Consider the following 16995-nt stretch of genomic DNA (forward strand, 5'->3'; position numbering starts at 1 on the left):
AGGTTTGTTTTTAATAACTTTTACGGATAATCAATGCACTTTTTGATATTTGTCTGATGAATAAGGTTGTGTGACCTTAGCGCTGCGTTAACACAATAACAGGGCATAAGGATTAGCATGGCAACCTCATCACATACGAAAAAAACAGGCGCAATCAGCGCCCTGGCGCTGCTTTCAGCGCTCTCTTTTTCCGCGCACGCGGACAAACTGGCGGATATCAAAGCCGCAGGCGTCGTCAAAGTGGCGACCTTTGATGCCAACCCACCGTTCGGCGCTATCGATGCGAAATCCCATGACATCGTGGGTTATGACGTCGATTTTGCCAAAGCGCTGGCAAAAAGCCTCGGCGTAAAACTGCAACTGGTGGCGACGAACCCGGCGAACCGCATTCCGCTGCTGCAATCCGGCAAAGTGGATTTGATCGTTGCGGATATCACCATCACCCCGGAACGCGCGCAGGTGATCGACTTCTCCACGCCGTATTTTGTCACCGGCCAGCAATTCCTCGTACCGGCTGCTGCGGCCGATAAGCTGGACGCCTACAGCAAAGCGCGCATTGGCGCGGTTAAAGGCACTACTGGCGAGCAGACGCTGCACCAGCGTTTCCCGCAATCTCGCGTGCTGGCTTATGACGATATCCCGCTGGCGCTGACCGCGTTGCGTAACGGCAACGTGCAGGCCATCACTCAGGACAGCACCATTCTGGCCGGTTTGCTGGCGGAAGCGCCGGATAAAGCGAAATTCAAAATCCTGCCGGACTTGTTGTCCAAAGAGGAGATCGGTGTCGGTGTGAGTAAAGGCGAAACCGCATTGCTTAACGCGGTGAATACTGAACTGGTCAACCTTGAGAAAAACGGCGAAGCGGCAAAAATCTACGATACCTGGTTTGGTCCGCAAACCAAAACGCCCGCTCCACGCAGCTTTACCATAGAAGCGAAGTAACTATGCTGGCAGGTCTGTTTTCTACCTCTGTGGCGGATGCCACAGAGGTGTTGCCCGTGGCGAAAGGCACGGTGGAGTTTCGCCAGGCGAGCAAACGCTACGGAGACAACGTGGTATTAAAGTCGATTGATTTACAGGTTGCCGCCGGCGAAGTGCTGGCGGTGTGCGGGCCTTCGGGTTCCGGTAAATCAACGCTTATCCGTTTGATTAACCAGCTCGAAACCCTGAGCGGCGGGGAGATCTATGTTGACGGTCAGCCGACCAGCCAACTGAAAGGGCGCCAGCTTCGCGAGTTGCGCCGCCATGTCGGTTTCGTTTTTCAGCAGTTTAATCTTTATGCCCACCTCAACGCGCTGGATAACATTACTCTGGCGTTACGCCGTATTCACGGCAAAACCGCCGCCGAGGCGCAGGCCATCGCGCTGGCGCTGCTGGCGCGCGTTGGTTTGCAGGATAAAGCGCATCACTATCCGGCGCAGCTTTCCGGCGGGCAACAGCAACGCGTGGCAATCGCCCGCACGCTGGCCGCCGATCCGCATATCATTCTGTTTGATGAGCCAACCTCGGCGCTTGATCCGGAGATGATCGGCGAAGTGCTGCAGGTGATGAAATCGCTGGCGCACAGCGGCATTACGCTGATGGTGGTGACCCATGAGATGCAGTTTGCCCGTGAAATCGCCGATCGCGTGATCTTTATCGACGGGGGCGAAATCCTTGAGCAGGCAGCACCGGCGCAATTCTTTTCTGCCCCGCAGCACCCGCGCGCGCAGCGCTTTTTACAGAAAGTGCTCAACCCGCTGCACGCGGATAGCAAGGAGTTGTAATGGCGCTGCATCTCGACTGGGCGGGCGTGCTGACCGGGCAGCCCGCACAATGGATCATTTCCGGTTTTCTTACCACCATCTGGGTTACCGTAGCGGGAAGCGTACTGGCGACGGTATTAACGATACTGCTGCTGGCGCTGCGTCTGGCCGGTGGCAAGGTCGGGCGAGGCGCGGTGGAGGCGTGGGTATCGCTGTTTCGCAATACGCCGCTTCTGGTGCAGCTATTGTTCTGGTATTTCGCCGCCTGGAATGTGTTGCCGCAGAGTTTCCGCCAGTACGTTAACGACGATCACGCGTTCAGCATTTTGCCAGGCGATGTCTGGTGGTTGACGCCAGAGTTTCTCTCGTCGGCCTGGGCGCTGGGGCTGTTTACCGCGGCCTTTCTGGTTGAAGAGATCCAGGCGGGTTTGCACGCGGTGCCGCGTGGACAGGTTGAAGCCGCGCAATCGCAGGGGTTTAGCCCGCTGGCGTTGTTCCGCTGGGTGCTGCTGCCGCAGGGACTACAAAATGCCTGGCAGCCGGTATTGGGGCAGTATCTGAATCTGATGAAGCTCTCTTCGCTGGCGACCGGTATCGGGCTGGGGGAATTAACCTACCAGACCCGGCAGATCGAGAGTTTTAACGCCCACGCGCTGGAAGCGTTTGCCATCGGCAGCGCGCTCTATTTACTGCTGGGGCTGGTGATGAGCGTGTTGTTCAACCTGCCACGTAACTGGCGGGCGCTGCGCCGTGCAGCGGAGGGGCAACATGATCGCTAATATCACCGTGATCACCGATAACCTCGATTACTTACTGTGGGGGCGAGCGGCGCAGGGCGAGCCGGGCGGGGTACTGTTATCGCTGCTGATGACCGTCGGCGCGGCGATTCTGGCGTTTCCCGGTGGTGTGCTGCTGGCGTGCTGCGCATGGCGGTTTCGCGGCTGGCCACGCAAAGTGCTCTTTCTCTGGGCGGAGCTGATTCGCGGCATTCCGCTGATCTTCGTGATCTTCTGGCTGTGGTTTTTACTGCCATGGTTAACCGGTGCCGATCTCCCCGGTGCGGTGACCGTAACGCTGGCGCTGGCGTGGTTTACCTCGGCGGCGGTGATGTATTCGACCCTTGCCGCGCTTGGGGCGTTGCCGAAAGGGCAGTACGAAGCCGCGCTCAGTAGCGGGTTTGGCAGTGCGCAAATCCTGTGGCTGGTGCTGTTGCCGCAGGCGTTACGCAACGCGTTGCCGTCGTATATCGGTTTGCTTATCGCGCTGCTGAAAGACACCTCGCTGGCGTTTATTGTCAACGTACCGGAACTGACGACAGTCGCAGGCCAGGTGAATAACCGGGTGCAGGTCTATCCTGCTGCGCTGTTTGTCTTCACCGGCCTGGTCTATTACCTGCTGTGCAGCGCGCTGGAGTTTGCGGTCAAACAGTGGCAGCGGCGTCACTCACTGCCGGCCAATTAGCAGCGAAACCAACCCTGCAGCAATCAGTGGCCCGACCGGAACGCCCCGGAACAGGGCCACACCCAACACGGTGCCGACCAGTAATCCCGCTACCAGCGACGGTTGTGAACTCATCAACGTTACGCCGCGTCCACCCAGCCACGAGACAAAAACGCCAACCGCAATCGCCACCAGCGATTTCCAGTTCACAAACGAGTGCAGCAGCGTCGAGGGCGGCAATGAGCCGCTGGCGATCGGCGCCATCACGCCAATGGTGAGGATAATAATGCCAACGGTCAGCCCCTGCTTTTCAATCCACGGAAAGAAGGTATTGAGCGGGGTGATGCGTACAATGATCAACACCAGAATAGAGACCGCAACGGTGGTGTTATGGCTGACAAAACCCAGCGCCGCGAGCGCCAGCAGAATAAACAGCGTGGTATCAAACATCAGAAATTCCTTGCCAACAAAGAAACCTGTTTACTCTACGCATAAACCGGTGATGAAACAGGCTTTTTTCGTGCAGGCAGATAATTTCAGGCAGTTGCCAGAAGCGAAGGGCGGTTTTTAATCAAAAGTCAGCTGAATTGTCATCAACAATTCATAATTCAGAGATATGAATTAGGCACCGACAGGCCTTTGCGAGTTACCATCATGCCTTCAGATGTGTTGATTATCACCGCCCTGTTCTTCACGCTGGCCGCCGGGCTGGTGATTTCCGTCTTGATTCTGGAAAGGAGCGGCTGGTAAGCCGCACAAGCGCGTTATTCGCGGCGAAAATCCACCAGTTCCGGCCTGGCGATGCGCAGGTAGTCGCCGGTATTCATGATCACCGATTTCTCCAGTAACCCGGCGTTAAACGCGATGTCATCAAAGCGCTGAAACAGTACCGGGTCGGCGACCAGATGCAGATCCGGGTGAAAGCTGAACGGGGGAATGGCGCCAAATACGCATGCCGTTAACGCATCCACTTCCGCCGGGCTTGCCAGCGAGGCTTTACTGCCACCAAAGTGCTGCGCTAAGCGGGAAAGGTCGGCCTGTAAGTCGGCGGCCAGGATCGCCAGCACATGCTTTTTCACCCCGTTACCTTTGATCTTACACAGCAGCGCTTTTGCGCCCTGGCCCAGCGCGGTACCGCGAATTTCACTGACGGCCTCGCATTTGCCGACGGCCTCGTGTTCAACAACGCGAAAGCGCGCGTCGTGCTGTTCAAGCAGGTTTATCAAATGCTGGTGGATGTTACGGCTGGCAATTTCAGACATATTCACTCCCGATGAAGACGTTGAAGATTAAGAATAATTCACGCACCGGGAGATGAAAATAAAAAAGCCGCCCTAAAGAGGCGGCGAAAAAATACAAGCACTACAAACAACGCTTTTTGTGTGTACTGTTAGTTTCTTTTCAAAAGGCAGCCATATGCCACCAGGCTCAAGGCGTTCACAGGATGAACTGAGCGCAACAGCACCGACGTAAACGTTATCCACGCCCGCCGTGCCACAAATGTTTCGATGGGATTACTGTGCCACATTTACGCGCAGGCAAGAGGGTAAATAGCCGCTATTTTGTACGGCAATTCAGCCATTAGCCCGGCGAAATGCGGTTTTTTTACGCAGATGCGCAATAAAGAGAGGCAGCCGGAAAGGGTTCCGGCTGCGGAAGGTTAGCTGGTGGATGTCGTTTGTTTATGGAAAAGTTCGCGGAATACCGGGTAGATATCCTCCTGATCGCGAATATGCTGGATGGCGAAATTATCGAACATCGTTTGCAGGTGTTCATACTCGCGCCATAACGTCTGGTGCGCCCGGCGGGTGATCTCGATATAGCTGTAGTAACGCACCACCGGCAGGATCTTCTTCGCCAGGATTTCGTGACACAGCGGTGAGTCGTCCGCCCAGTTATCGCCGTCCGACGCCTGCGCGGCGTAAATATTCCATTGCGCCGGGTCGTAACGCTCTTTTACCACTTCATCCATCAGTTTCAGCGCGCTGGAAACAATGGTGCCGCCTGTTTCCTGCGAGTAGAAGAACTCATGTTCATCCACCTCTTTCGCCTGCGTATGATGGCGGATATAGACCACTTCGACGTTTTTATAGGTTCGGCTCAGGAACAGATAGAGCAGAATGTAAAAACGCTTGGCCATATCTTTGGTCGCTTGATCCATCGAACCGGAAACGTCCATCAGGCAGAACATCACCGCCTGGCTGGAAGGTTCAGGCCGTTTTTCGTAGTTTTTGTAGCGTAAATCAAAGGTGTCGATAAACGGTACGCGCTCAATTTTTGCCCGCAGTTCGGCAATCTCTTTACGCAGACGCTCCTCTTCAAGTAATTGTGCAGGTTCGCTTTTTGCCACCGTTTCGAGGCTGCTTTCCAGTTCGCGCAGCTCACGACGTTTTCCTGCCGTCATGGCGGTGCGGCGCGCCAGCGAGTTTTGCAACGAACGCACAACGCTGATATTCGCCGGTACGCCATTGGCGGTGTAGCCCGCGCGGTGCGTTTTGAACTCATTAAGCTGCCGTTGCTGGTTCTTTTTCAGGTTCGGCAGCGCCAGATCCTCAAACAGCAAATCGAGATACTCATCTTTGGAGATCTGGAAAACAAACTCATCCTGGCCTTCGCCGTCAGGGCTGGCTTCGCCCTGGCCGCCGCCACCACCGCCACCGCCGCCTTGTGGGCGCTCGATGCGGTCATTTTGCACAAAATGATCGTTTCCCGGATGTACGCGGTGGCGCAGGCCGCCGCGCCCCTGATGGAACATCGGTTCGCTGATATCTTCCGTCGGGATGGAGACGGATTCGCCATTCTCCACGTCGGTTACCGAACGCTTGTTGATCGCTTCGGAGATCGACTGCTTTATTTGCGCTTTATAACGGCGTAAAAATCGCTGGCGGTTAACCGTGCTTTTATTTTTACCGTTCAAACGCCGGTCAATGAACCAGGTCATAGTTCCCTCCCGCTGCGTATGCCAACGTTGCAACTGGCCGCGCACAGGGCGCGGCCAGCGCGTTGTTATGATGATTTACGTACACGCAGATACCATTCGCACAACAGGCGAACCTGTTTGCGGGTGTAGCCTTTCTCCATCATACGGTCGACAAAATCGTCGTGCTTTTTCTGCTCGTCGGTAGAGGTTTTGGCGTTGAACGAAATCACCGGCAACAGCTCTTCGGTGTTCGAGAACATTTTCTTCTCGATAACCGTGCGCAGTTTTTCGTAGCTGGTCCAGTTCGGGTTGCGTCCGTTGTTGTTAGCGCGGGCGCGCAGCACGAAGTTAACGATCTCATTACGGAAATCTTTCGGGTTGCTGATCCCGGCCGGTTTTTCAATTTTTTCCAGTTCCGCGTTCAGGGATTCACGGTCAAACAACTGGCCGGTATCCGGGTCGCGGTACTCCTGATCCTGGATCCAGAAATCCGCATAGGTGACATAACGATCGAAGATGTTCTGTCCATATTCGGAATAGGATTCGAGGTAAGCGGTCTGGATCTCTTTGCCGATAAACTCGGCGTATTTCGGGATCAGATAGCCTTTCAGGAATTCCAGGTAACGTTCAGCCAGCTCCTGTGGGAACTGCTCACGTTCAATTTGTTGTTCCAGTACGTAGAACAGGTGCACCGGGTTGGCTGCTACTTCGACGTGGTCAAAGTTGAACACACGCGAGAGGATTTTAAAGGCAAAACGTGTCGACAGGCCGTTCATCCCTTCATCAACACCGGCGTAATCGCGGTATTCCTGATAGGACTTCGCTTTCGGATCGGTATCTTTCAGGCTTTCACCGTCGTAGACACGCATTTTCGAGTAGATGCTGGAGTTCTCCGGTTCTTTCAGTCGCGAAAGAATCGAGAAGCGGGCCAGCGTTTCGAGCGTTCCCGGTGCGCACGGCGCATGGGAGAGCTCACTGTGGTTGAGCAGTTTTTCGTAAATTTTCATCTCTTCAGAGATGCGCAAGCAATAAGGCACTTTGACGATGTAAACACGGTCAAGGAACGCCTCGTTGTTTTTGTTGTTACGGAACTGCACCCATTCGGATTCGTTCGAGTGGGCGAGGATGATGCCGTTAAACGGCAGGGCGGAGATGCCTTCCGTACCGTTGTAGTTGCCCTCCTGCGTGGCGGTCAGCAGGGGGTGCAGCACCTTGATCGGCGCTTTAAACATTTCGACGAACTCCATGATGCCCTGGTTCGCCCGGCACAGCGCGCCGGAGTAGCCATAGGCGTCTGGATCGTTTTGCGCGTGGTTTTCCAGTTTGCGGATATCCACTTTACCGACCAGCGCTGAAATGTCCTGGTTGTTCTCATCGCCCGGTTCTGTTTTGGCAATCGCAATCTGTTCCAGAATCGACGGCCAGACTTTTACCACGCGGAATTTGCTGATATCTCCGCCAAACTCGTGCAGGCGTTTGGCGGCCCACGGCGACATGATCGTGCCGAGATAACGGCGCGGGACGCTGTACTCTTTTTCCAGGATCTGTGCGTCTTCCTGCGGGTTAAACAGGCACAACGGGTGGTCGTTAACCGGGCTGCGCTCGCCATTGGCGCTCAGCACGTAAATTGGCACCCGCTGCATTAAGGATTTCAGGCGTTCGGCCAGGGACGATTTACCCCCGCCCACCGGGCCGAGCAGATAGAGGATCTGTTTCTTCTCTTCCAGACCCTGTGCGGCGTGTTTAAGGTACGAGACGATTTGCTCAATCGCCTCTTCCATTCCATAAAATTCCTCGAACGCGGGGTAGCGTCCGATAACCCGGTTCGAAAAGAGACGGGAAAGCCGTGGCTCCTGGGCAGTGTCTACCATCACAGGTTCCCCTATGGCCATCAGCAGCCTTTCAGCAGCATTCGCATAGGCGCTGCGATCTTGCTTACAGATGGCAAGAAACTCCTGCAGAGTGAACTCTTCGTCCTTGGCAGCTTCATAACGCTGGCGATAGTGATCGAATATATTCATGGCATGCCGTCCTTTCGTAATCTGTGGGAACAGTACAGCTATCAGTTTTTCCACTTTTAGCGTCGCAAACCAACGGGATAAAAATTATGCTCCGTCCTATTTGTTATGAGCGTGTATCCAGCTTTGATCAAGTTATCGCTGAAGAAGATTCTGATGGCAGAGGGCCTTTTTTTGCCCTCTATTTGGATTAAATATCTATTGAGTTGGATTTATACAGATTTTTTATATTTGATATCGGGATTCTGCATTGGAAAATGCCAACATTTTACATCAGGCGAATGTTGGTAAATTTTTACAGGATGTGCGGGATCGCAAGTATAGAAAAAGTGACGCCGTCATGGTCACTTCGCCGAAGCGGAAAGATTATCGACAACAGAAGTACGCGAGCTGTGTTAAAGGATGATGACAGGCAGGATTAACAGGGGGGTTGTCGCCAGCAAAACGAAAGACGCGGTGCCAGGCGGCAATGCCCGGCACCGTAAAATGACATGTTAGCTGCGGTGCTCTTCAATGTATTGCGCGAGATCCGCTGGGGTTTTCAGCACGCTGGCGACTTCTGTTGGTGGGATCATGCAGCCGTAAACGTCCTGCACTTCCAGCACCATATCGACGGCGAGGATGGAGTCGAGAATATCGGACTCAATCAGCTCATCGTGAAAGCCCACTTTGCGGGATAAAATCTTTTCAAACAGCGCGAGAATTTCTTGTTCCATGATTTTTCCTGTGTATTCAGTTGCTGCGGGCATGGGTGTCCAGCAGTTTGCGGTCGATTTTGCCGTTAGGATTCAGCGGCAAAGCCTCCTGGATGATGATTTGCGACGGCACCATGTATGGCGGCACCACCTGTGAAAGCGAGTGTTTAATCGCGTCCGGCGCGAGATTTGTTACGCAGAATGCCGCGATACGCAGCACGCCGCCGCCCGCTTTCATTAGCGGTAATACCACCGCTTCACGAATGCCGGACATCGCCAGCAGGCGGTTTTCAATCTCGTTAATTTCGATGCGATAACCGTTGAGCTTGATCTGGCTGTCGTTGCGGCCCTGGCAGTAAATAAGCCCATCTTCGTAGCCCAGATCACCGGTCTTGTAGCCGCGCCAGGCTTCGCCCTCACGGTGCAACAGTTTCGCCGCGTTCTCCTGCGGCAGGCCGAGATAACCGCGCATCACGTTTTTGCCCCAAATAACCAGCTCACCGTCGGCGGTAATCTCCATTCTGCTCTCTGGCATCATGGTGCCGACCGGCAGCAGATCGTTTTCGCTGGCGAGGATGTCGTCCGTGATTTCGACAACGGTAGTGGCGATAGTCGCTTCGGTCGGGCCGTAGGAGTTGAGGATTTTGGCCTGCGGGAAGCGGCGGCGAAGCTGTTTGACCAGCGCTTTGTTTAGCACTTCGCCGATAAACACAAACACGCCGAGCGCGGGCAAATAATCACTGTTGAATTGCGGCGAGAGCAGTTTCTGGTAAGCGAAAGAGGGGGTGGAAACCCAGACTGAGACCGCGTTACTTTTCAGGCGATCAAGCCAGTTTTCTGCCGCGATATCCTCTTTGGCGTTCAGCACGATATGACCGCCGGTTGCCAGGTTTGCCAGCAATGGGATCAGTGACAGGTCAAAGCTGAACACCGCGTGATTCATCAGTACCGGTACTTCCGGCAAGGCAAAATCCTGACGCACCCACTGCATAAAGTGCCACACGCTTTCACGGCCGATCTGCACGCCTTTCGGTTTACCCGTGCTGCCGGAGGTGAACATGATATAGGCGAGATCCGGCTCTGCCAGCGGCTGGGCGATTTCACCGGTCGGCACAAACTGCCGGGTCGCTACGTCGTAGTAGTACGGCGCGCTGGCGAGATGGCAAATCTCTTTCAACCGTTCCTGCGGATAGATGCAATCTACCGGAATGTAAGGAATGTTATGCAGCAGGCAGCTATAGATAGCGACGGCGAATTCCGCCTGCTGGTGGCCGTACAACACCACTGGCGTCGCCGGCGAAGGCTGACAGCGCTGATAGCGTTCGGCCCAGTCTGTCACCGCGCCAGAGAGCTGTTGCCAGTTAAGTGCTTCATCGCTGCCGCTTATCGCTAACTGATGCGGGCGGGCGGGATCGAGTAATGCCGCACGCAGGAAATCCTGCAGCGCCTGGAGGTCAGAGTGTAGGTTCATAGAGGTGACATTCCGCTAAAAATGTAAAGAGATGCCGCAGCGCTTGCCAGCGTTAACAGGCGTCCCAAAAAGAGGATCGTGGGGAATTGCAGCCAGCGGTTCAGCACCGGGCTACGTTTGGCTGACCACAGCAGCATGTTGTGCGCCACAGAAATGGCGCCAAACAGCGCGCCGCTAATCACATAGTGCCGTTCGAGCCCGTTCCATGCCCCCATACAAAACAGCGTGCAGAAAATACCAATATTCTGCGCCAGTGTTTTGTTCTGACGGAAAAAGTCGAGCTTCATTAAATTCATATAAATCGGCATAAACACCACATCGCGCAGCCACTCTGAAAGGCTGATGTGGAAACGACGCCAGAAATCCTGCGGGTTTTTCGCCAGAATCGGCATATTAAAGTTTGCCGGAACGTTGAGGCCAAACAAACGAGCGGCACCGATGGCCATATTGCTGTAACCGGCGAAATCAAAATAGAGGTAAGCGCTGTAGGCGAGCGACATCACGACGCCGACACTTAATGTAAATGGGCGGTGGCTCCAGTCCTGGATCACCAGGTTATCGATCAGCATGGCGAATAAAAATTTCTGCACGATGCCGGTGAAAATTTGCTCTGCGGCTATGAGAAATTGCTCACGCGTGAGCGTAAACACCGGTTTATTAATATCCGTTATCCACGTCCGCCAGCGGTACATTGGGCCGGCCAGAATAATAAACGGCATAAACAGGTAACAGAAGTAGTGCAAAACATTGTTGCCGTCTTTTTTATTGCGATAGAGCAAAACATCGATGGCGCGAAAGGTCATAAAAGATAAGCCAATCATGCCCCAATGGTTATTCAGGTGTAATTTCACCGCAAACAAAGGCACTAATGTTAAACTTACCGCCTGCCAGGTTTTTAACCAGCCTTTCTCTTTTAAGGTGACGAGGATATAAAAGCTGATAAAAACCGCGACGGGAACGATATAGTCGCCCTGAAATATATATCCCCAGCCAAAGGCCGCCAGCACGGAAAAAGCGCATAAGTAAGTTAACCGATAGCGCAGCACGCGGTTAACCAGCGCAAATAACAACGCCGAGGAAAAGAGAAAAAAGAAAAAGGTTCCGGAGCTGTACATCATTCATTCCTCAGAACTTTTGATATTCAAAGTGCACTTTTAAATTCATGCTTTCATCAACAGAGGACCACGCGATAACGGTGACCGCCAGTAAGAGATAAAGGAAAAACAGGCGAATAGCGTATTTCATCGTTTAAAACTCTCAATAATAAAGCGGTCCATCGGTACCCATGCCAGATCGGTAGGATGCAGGCGATCCCAGTTCCAGCCGTCCTGATACGGCATGGAGTACATATCAAAATAGGGGATCTGGTTTTCTTTCAGGATGGCGGTGGTTTGCGTTACCGCAGGCTGCACCAGCTCAGGGTTTTGTACCGCACGACGGTTTATCGCATCGATAATGACTACCACCTGAACGTGGTGCTCTTTCAGCAACTTAATCATGGCGCGAAACGCTTTCAACTGTTCCGGCTCAACGGGCGAATCGTCCCATACTTCTGGTTTTTCGCCGGGTTGATAAACCGTTTTGTCCATCCACAAGGTGTCTGCGCTTTCCTGGCGCGCCTCGTTCAGTTCGCGGGCGTGGGCCAGTTCATGTTCCCAGTTCGGCGTGATATCAACAGCGGGTTGTACAGGCCAGGGGCGTGCGGGTGACGCTTCAACGTCCAGCAACGCCAGCCAGTCGTTTTTAATCAGTGTGCAGAAATTAGCAAATTCGTAACTGACTTCTTGCCAGATATTATCCAGATCCCAGCCAGCAATTTTCATTTGTTCAAAGGTTAAATGGCTGGTCTCTTTTTTATTGATATGGCGTAAGTAGTTGACCAGGAATGGTCGTGCTTGTTCATCCTGCATTAAAGGATTAAAAACCGGTGCCGGAAAATTATTCGCGAAAATAGCCGGAGGTACGCCGGTTGAATAAAAACTATCGGGCGCGAGCAGTAAAACGACTTTACTGTTTGCGTTAAGGTCATTCTTAAAGCGAGACAGCAGAAGAAAATGGGTGACGCTATCATCAAAACTGTCACCAAAGGCAACAACATTACGGTGTAAATCATTATTAAGGTAATTATATACAGCGTAAGGTTCATCTTCTGAGGTGGCGACTTCCGATGCGCCGATGAAAAAAATCGCATTACCCTGCAGGGCATGAGAAATAGTGGCTATTTTTTCCGCCTGTTCTTTTGCCGTACCATCCATTGCTTTAATCAGCGGCTGGAATTTAAGCGGCGGATCAAAACGGGTCAACAGCGGATGAACGCAGAGGAACAGGATGGCGAGAAACGCCATCAGGAAATGTAGGCAGAAAGTATTTTTGATTTTCATTATAAAATTAAAATTACTTGATATTCATTTGTTTAAAATATGTTGTTTTTTAACATTACAGAGGAATCGATCTCTGTTTCCGCGACACTATATACCAGCCTTATGACAGATGATGAGCACTGCCGTGTAACGGTATGTACAGCGCGTCATTTATCACCAGAAATGGCCGAACAGGTTTAATGAACAGGGCGGGAAAGTGTTTTATTGCCCCGATGATGGCGGGCTTTTCGTCCCATCGAATTTGCGTTTTTTTGTAATGTTTAGGTAAAAAAATTTGGGTAGGCTGGCGCGGGCGGTTAAACTTCTTGCGCCAATTATTTGACTACAGGAAAGAAAGGACTGTGACCAAAATCAAACTCGTGGCACTGGGCGTGCTGACCGCGTCCTGCGCTTTTGCAGCAAATGCAGAAAATACCTTTTCACTGGGCGCTGGCGTAGGCGTCGTTGAATCCCCGTATAAACAGTATGATAAACGTGTCCTGCCGGTTCCTGTTATCACCTATGAAAGTGATAATTTCTGGTTTCGCGGCTTAGGCGGCGGTTATTACCTGTGGAATGACCAGGCGGATAAACTCTCCATCACCGCGTTTTACTTCCCATGGGAGTTCAAACCAAAAGACAGTGATAATAACCAGTTGCGTCAGTTGGATCGCCGTAAAGCGACGATGATGGCGGGGCTTTCATACATTCACAATACCGAGTACGGTTTCCTGCGCACCACACTGGCGGGCGATGTGCTGGATAACAGCAACGGCGTTCTGTGGGATATCGGCTGGTTGTACAACTACAACAACGGTGCGCTGAGCGTCACGCCGGGCGTCGGTGTTGAGTGGGCCAGCGATAACCTGAACCAATACTACTACGGTGTGTCGCGCGATGAAGCGCGTCGCAGCGGGCTGAAAAGCTACGATCCGGATAATGGCTGGAGTCCCTATCTGGAGCTAACGGTCAGCTACCGTCTGACGGACAGCTGGACCGTGTACGGCACGGGCCGTTACACCCATCTGTCGGATGAGATCAAAGACAGCCCGATGGTGGATAAATCCTGGGGCGGTCTGTTGTCTACCGGGGTGACGTACCGCTTCTGATTGTGCAGTTGAATAGTGCGATCTGTGCAATAAAACAGGGCCATTGGCCCTGTTTTGCTTTACGGTGCAACGTTTAGCAGGAGGAGAATATGGCAGACAAAAAAGTGGTTTTTGCAGGCCAGGTTTCACAACCCGCCATTGGCCAGGGCACATGGTACATGGGTGAAAACACGCGACTGCGTCAGAAAGAAGTGGATGCGCTGCGCGCGGGTATCGATCTGGGATTAACGTTGATTGATACGGCGGAAATGTACGCTGACGGCGGAGCGGAAGAAGTGGTCGGCGAAGCCTTACAGGGCGGTTTGCGTGACAAGGTGTTCCTGGTTTCCAAAGTTTATCCATGGAATGCGGGCGGCAAGAAAGCCATCGAGGCTTGCGAAGCCAGCCTGCGTCGCCTGAAAACAGAGGTTCTCGATCTCTATCTGCTGCACTGGCGTGGTAACTACTCCCTCGCTGAAACCGTCGAGGTGATGGAAACGTTGATCGCGCAGGGCAAAATACGCCGCTGGGGCGTTTCAAATCTGGATCACAGTGATATGCAGGAACTGATGGGCGTGCGTGGCGGGGACGCCTGTGCGACAAATCAGGTGCTGTATCATCTTGGTTCACGCGGCATCGAATATGATCTGCTGCCGTGGTGCCAGCAACGGGTAATGCCAGTGATGGCCTATTGTCCGCTGGCTCAGGCTGGCCGCCTGCGCGATGGTTTGCTGGAAAACAGCACGGTGCGCGAGATTGCCGCGGCTCATGGGGTGAGCGCTGCGCAAATTTTACTGGCATGGGTGATAAGCCACCAGGGCGTGATTGCCATTCCCAAGGCGTCCAGCGTGCCGCATGTGCAGGAAAATGCGGCGGCATTGAATATCACGTTAAGCAGCGAAGAGTTAATACGGCTGGACAACGCGTTCCCGGCACCAGGCCGTAAAACGCCACTCGACGTGGTGTGACAGGAGTAATAACCCTCTCCTGTCGGGAGAGGGTCGGCAGGATCAGCGTTTAACGACGCGGATAGTCTGCGCCAGGCGGGACGGCTTCTCTTCAGTGGTTTTCTGCGGCACGGTCGCGTTAACCGATTCCACACAGACAAACGTTTTGTAACCGTCATCCGGCATGTCAGTCATGCTGACGGAGAGTGCCGGGCCGGGGTTCCACGCCACGACATTTGCGTTATGGCTGTGGATGACTTCAATGGTGCGGTTAAGCGCGCTGTCGTGGATCAGGCTGCAGGCTTCCGCATTCAGATAGACGCGGTCGGTGCGATCCGGGAACGTCTGTACACCATCGGCCAGTGCATCTTCTTTCGCATCGTTCACTTTGTCGATAAAGCGATCGCCAAGACCACTCACTTTTACGGCTGCGATATCACCGACATTGAAATAGGTGTGCAGCGCCGAGGTGGTTTCAAACTCACCATGAGCTTCCAGCTCCATTTCGCAGGTCGCGCCCAGTTTGTAGCGGGCATACACCGTAAAGTCGTGTGGCCAGAATTTGCGCGATGCATCGCTGCTCTGCAGTTCAAAGGTCAGTACAACGCCGCTGGCGTCTTCGTTATGCGCCTTCAGCGCCCATGGCAGATTGCGCGCAAAACCATGCGCTGGCAGGCCTTGCTGTTTTGCCGGGCCGAACCACGGCCAGCAGACCGGCACGCCGCCGCGCAGTGCGACGCCATTTTTAAACGGCGTGTTGCCGCTCAGCCACAGGACTTCTTCTTCGCCCTGCGGTTTCCATGAGAGCAGATGTGCGCCCTGTAAGGCGAATGAACCTTTAACCTGCGGATGGTCAACGACGATAACGTCCAGCTCGTCCATTTTGCGCAGGGAGAGAGTAGGGGTAATTTGTTCGACTACCGGAAGTGCAAAAATTTTATTAATCATTAACGCAATCCTCTGTCTTCAAAACAAAAAAAGAGCGACCGAAGTCGCTCTTTGAGATCATGTTCTCATCTCAACTTATTTGGAGATGTGAGCGATCAGATCCAGAACTTTGTTGGAGTAACCAGTTTCGTTGTCGTACCAGGAAACCAGTTTCACGAAGTTGTCGTTCAGTGCGATACCAGCTTTAGCATCGAACACGGAAGTGCAAACTTCACCGTTGAAATCGGTAGAAACCACGTCGTCTTCGGTGTAACCCAGAACGCCTTTCATCGGGCCTTCAGAAGCGGCTTTGATGGCTTTCTTGATTTCTTCGTAGGACGCAGCTTTTTCCAGACGAACGGTCAGGTCAACAACAGATACGTTCGGAGTCGGAACGCGGAACGCCATACCAGTCAGTTTGCCGTTCAGTTCCGGCAGTACTTTACCTACAGCTTTAGCAGCACCGGTAGAGGACGGGATGATGTTCTGGGATGCGCCGCGGCCGCCGCGCCAGTCTTTGTGAGACGGGCCATCAACGGTTTTCTGAGTGGCGGTGGTCGCGTGAACAGTAGTCATCAGACCTTCGATGATGCCGAAGTTGTCGTTGATAACTTTTGCCAGCGGAGCCAGGCAGTTAGTGGTGCAGGAAGCGTTGGAAACGATGTCCTGGCCAGCATATTTGTCGAAGTTAGCGCCACGTACGAACATCGGGGTGTTGTCTTTGGACGGGCCAGTCAGAACAACTTTTTTCGCGCCAGCGGTGATGTGTTTACGAGCGGTTTCGTCGGTCAGGAAGATACCGGTAGCTTCAGCAACAACGTCAACGCCGATTTCGTTCCATTTCAGGTTAGCCGGGTCTTTCTCAGCAGTAACACGGATGGTTTTGCCGTTAACAACCAGGTGGCCGTCTTTCACTTCTACGGTACCGTTGAAACGACCGTGAGTGGAGTCATACTTCAGCATGTACGCCATGTAATCAGCGTCCAACAGATCGTTGATACCAACGATTTCGATGTCAGAACGTTCCTGAGCAGCACGGAAAACAATGCGACCGATACGGCCAAAACCGTTGATACCTACTTTGATAGTCATATATTCCACCAGCTATTTGTTAGTGAATAAAAGGTTGGCTGTAAAATTACAAAAACCTTACGCAGCGTCAAGCGGAATCGTGTCAATCATTGCGACAAATCAATCCTCCGCATAACCTTTGTTCGACTGACTCGCCTCACTCTTCCTTTGAGCATGCTCCCCATATAGGGGCGCTGCCTGGAATTTTAAAGGTCAGACAGGATAAAAATGTGAGATTAATCACAATTCACCGGCTGCTTTACCGCAACAAATAAGTTTAGAACAAAAGTTAACGCCGCAGTGTTAATGTTTT

16 protein-coding genes are annotated in these 16995 nt (G+C 53.0%); 6 read left to right on the forward strand and 10 right to left on the reverse strand.

Features of this window, described 5'->3' with window-relative positions; all coding sequences use genetic code 11:
- Positions 1 to 117: 117 nt before the first annotated feature.
- From RT644_RS00275 to RT644_RS00290, 4 genes are read left to right on the forward strand one after another with little or no spacing between them, the layout of a single operon-like run.
- Positions 118 to 942, forward strand: a complete 825-nt coding sequence (locus RT644_RS00275; RefSeq protein WP_020454043.1) for an ABC transporter substrate-binding protein — start codon at positions 118 to 120, stop codon at positions 940 to 942.
- A 2-nt stretch (positions 943 to 944) separates the two neighbouring features.
- The gene (locus tag RT644_RS00280; RefSeq protein WP_313624960.1) at positions 945 to 1766 is read left to right on the forward strand and encodes an amino acid ABC transporter ATP-binding protein; all 822 of its coding nucleotides are present in this window, start codon (positions 945 to 947) and stop codon (positions 1764 to 1766) included.
- Positions 1766 to 2524 (forward strand): amino acid ABC transporter permease, encoded by a 759-nt coding sequence (locus RT644_RS00285; RefSeq protein WP_313624962.1) that lies wholly within the window; start codon positions 1766 to 1768, stop codon positions 2522 to 2524. The genes RT644_RS00280 and RT644_RS00285 overlap by 1 nt, the downstream gene beginning before the upstream one ends.
- A complete protein-coding gene (locus tag RT644_RS00290; RefSeq protein ID WP_313624964.1) occupies positions 2514 to 3206 on the forward strand; it encodes an ABC transporter permease subunit in 693 nt (230 codons plus the stop codon). The genes RT644_RS00285 and RT644_RS00290 overlap by 11 nt, the downstream gene beginning before the upstream one ends.
- Here RT644_RS00290 and RT644_RS00295 read toward each other — a convergent pair.
- From RT644_RS00295 to RT644_RS00330, 8 genes are all read right to left on the reverse strand, one after another.
- Entirely contained in the window at positions 3189 to 3635 is a 447-nt protein-coding gene (locus RT644_RS00295; protein WP_020454039.1) for a DUF441 domain-containing protein, read from the reverse strand. The two genes, RT644_RS00290 and RT644_RS00295, sit on opposite strands and share 18 nt — an antisense overlap.
- Positions 3636 to 3949: 314 nt before the next feature.
- Positions 3950 to 4447 carry a YbaK/prolyl-tRNA synthetase associated domain-containing protein gene (locus RT644_RS00300; RefSeq protein WP_020454037.1) on the reverse strand — a complete coding sequence of 166 codons (498 nt, stop codon included), beginning with the start codon at positions 4445 to 4447 and terminating at the stop codon, positions 3950 to 3952.
- Between the two features lie 398 nt (positions 4448 to 4845).
- On the reverse strand, positions 4846 to 6126 hold the full coding sequence (locus RT644_RS00305; protein WP_020454036.1) for a YeaH/YhbH family protein: 1281 nt from the start codon (positions 6124 to 6126) through the stop codon (positions 4846 to 4848).
- A 65-nt stretch (positions 6127 to 6191) separates the two neighbouring features.
- Entirely contained in the window at positions 6192 to 8126 is a 1935-nt protein-coding gene (yeaG, locus tag RT644_RS00310) for a protein kinase YeaG (RefSeq protein ID WP_020454035.1), read from the reverse strand.
- 491 nt (positions 8127 to 8617) lie between these two features.
- Entirely contained in the window at positions 8618 to 8839 is a 222-nt protein-coding gene (locus RT644_RS00315; RefSeq protein ID WP_020454034.1) for an acyl carrier protein, read from the reverse strand.
- A gap of 16 nt (positions 8840 to 8855) precedes the next feature.
- Entirely contained in the window at positions 8856 to 10289 is a 1434-nt protein-coding gene (locus tag RT644_RS00320) for an AMP-binding protein (protein ID WP_313624967.1), read from the reverse strand.
- Positions 10286 to 11404, reverse strand: a complete 1119-nt coding sequence (locus tag RT644_RS00325; RefSeq protein ID WP_097407029.1) for an MBOAT family O-acyltransferase — start codon at positions 11402 to 11404, stop codon at positions 10286 to 10288. The genes RT644_RS00320 and RT644_RS00325 overlap by 4 nt, the downstream gene beginning before the upstream one ends.
- A gap of 126 nt (positions 11405 to 11530) precedes the next feature.
- Positions 11531 to 12670 carry a D-alanyl-lipoteichoic acid biosynthesis protein DltD gene (locus tag RT644_RS00330; RefSeq protein WP_313624969.1) on the reverse strand — a complete coding sequence of 380 codons (1140 nt, stop codon included), beginning with the start codon at positions 12668 to 12670 and terminating at the stop codon, positions 11531 to 11533.
- A 341-nt stretch (positions 12671 to 13011) separates the two neighbouring features.
- Between RT644_RS00330 and RT644_RS00335 the strand changes: the two genes are divergently transcribed.
- Together RT644_RS00335 and RT644_RS00340 are read left to right on the forward strand one after the other, a co-directional pair.
- Positions 13012 to 13758 carry a MipA/OmpV family protein gene (locus RT644_RS00335; protein ID WP_020454030.1) on the forward strand — a complete coding sequence of 249 codons (747 nt, stop codon included), beginning with the start codon at positions 13012 to 13014 and terminating at the stop codon, positions 13756 to 13758.
- Positions 13759 to 13847: 89 nt separating this feature from the next.
- Complete coding sequence (locus RT644_RS00340) at positions 13848 to 14705, forward strand: aldo/keto reductase (protein WP_313624971.1); 858 nt, start codon at positions 13848 to 13850, stop codon at positions 14703 to 14705.
- Positions 14706 to 14747: 42 nt separating this feature from the next.
- Here RT644_RS00340 and RT644_RS00345 read toward each other — a convergent pair whose 3' ends face one another.
- The gene (locus tag RT644_RS00345) at positions 14748 to 15632 is read right to left on the reverse strand and encodes a D-hexose-6-phosphate mutarotase (RefSeq protein WP_313624972.1); all 885 of its coding nucleotides are present in this window, start codon (positions 15630 to 15632) and stop codon (positions 14748 to 14750) included.
- 75 nt (positions 15633 to 15707) lie between these two features.
- Positions 15708 to 16703 carry a glyceraldehyde-3-phosphate dehydrogenase gene (gapA, locus tag RT644_RS00350; RefSeq protein WP_020454027.1) on the reverse strand — a complete coding sequence of 332 codons (996 nt, stop codon included), beginning with the start codon at positions 16701 to 16703 and terminating at the stop codon, positions 15708 to 15710.
- Positions 16704 to 16995 lie beyond the last annotated feature (292 nt).

Origin of the sequence: Kosakonia sp. (assembly GCF_032104925.1) — a bacterium.
Classification (GTDB): Bacteria; Pseudomonadota; Gammaproteobacteria; order Enterobacterales; family Enterobacteriaceae; genus Kosakonia.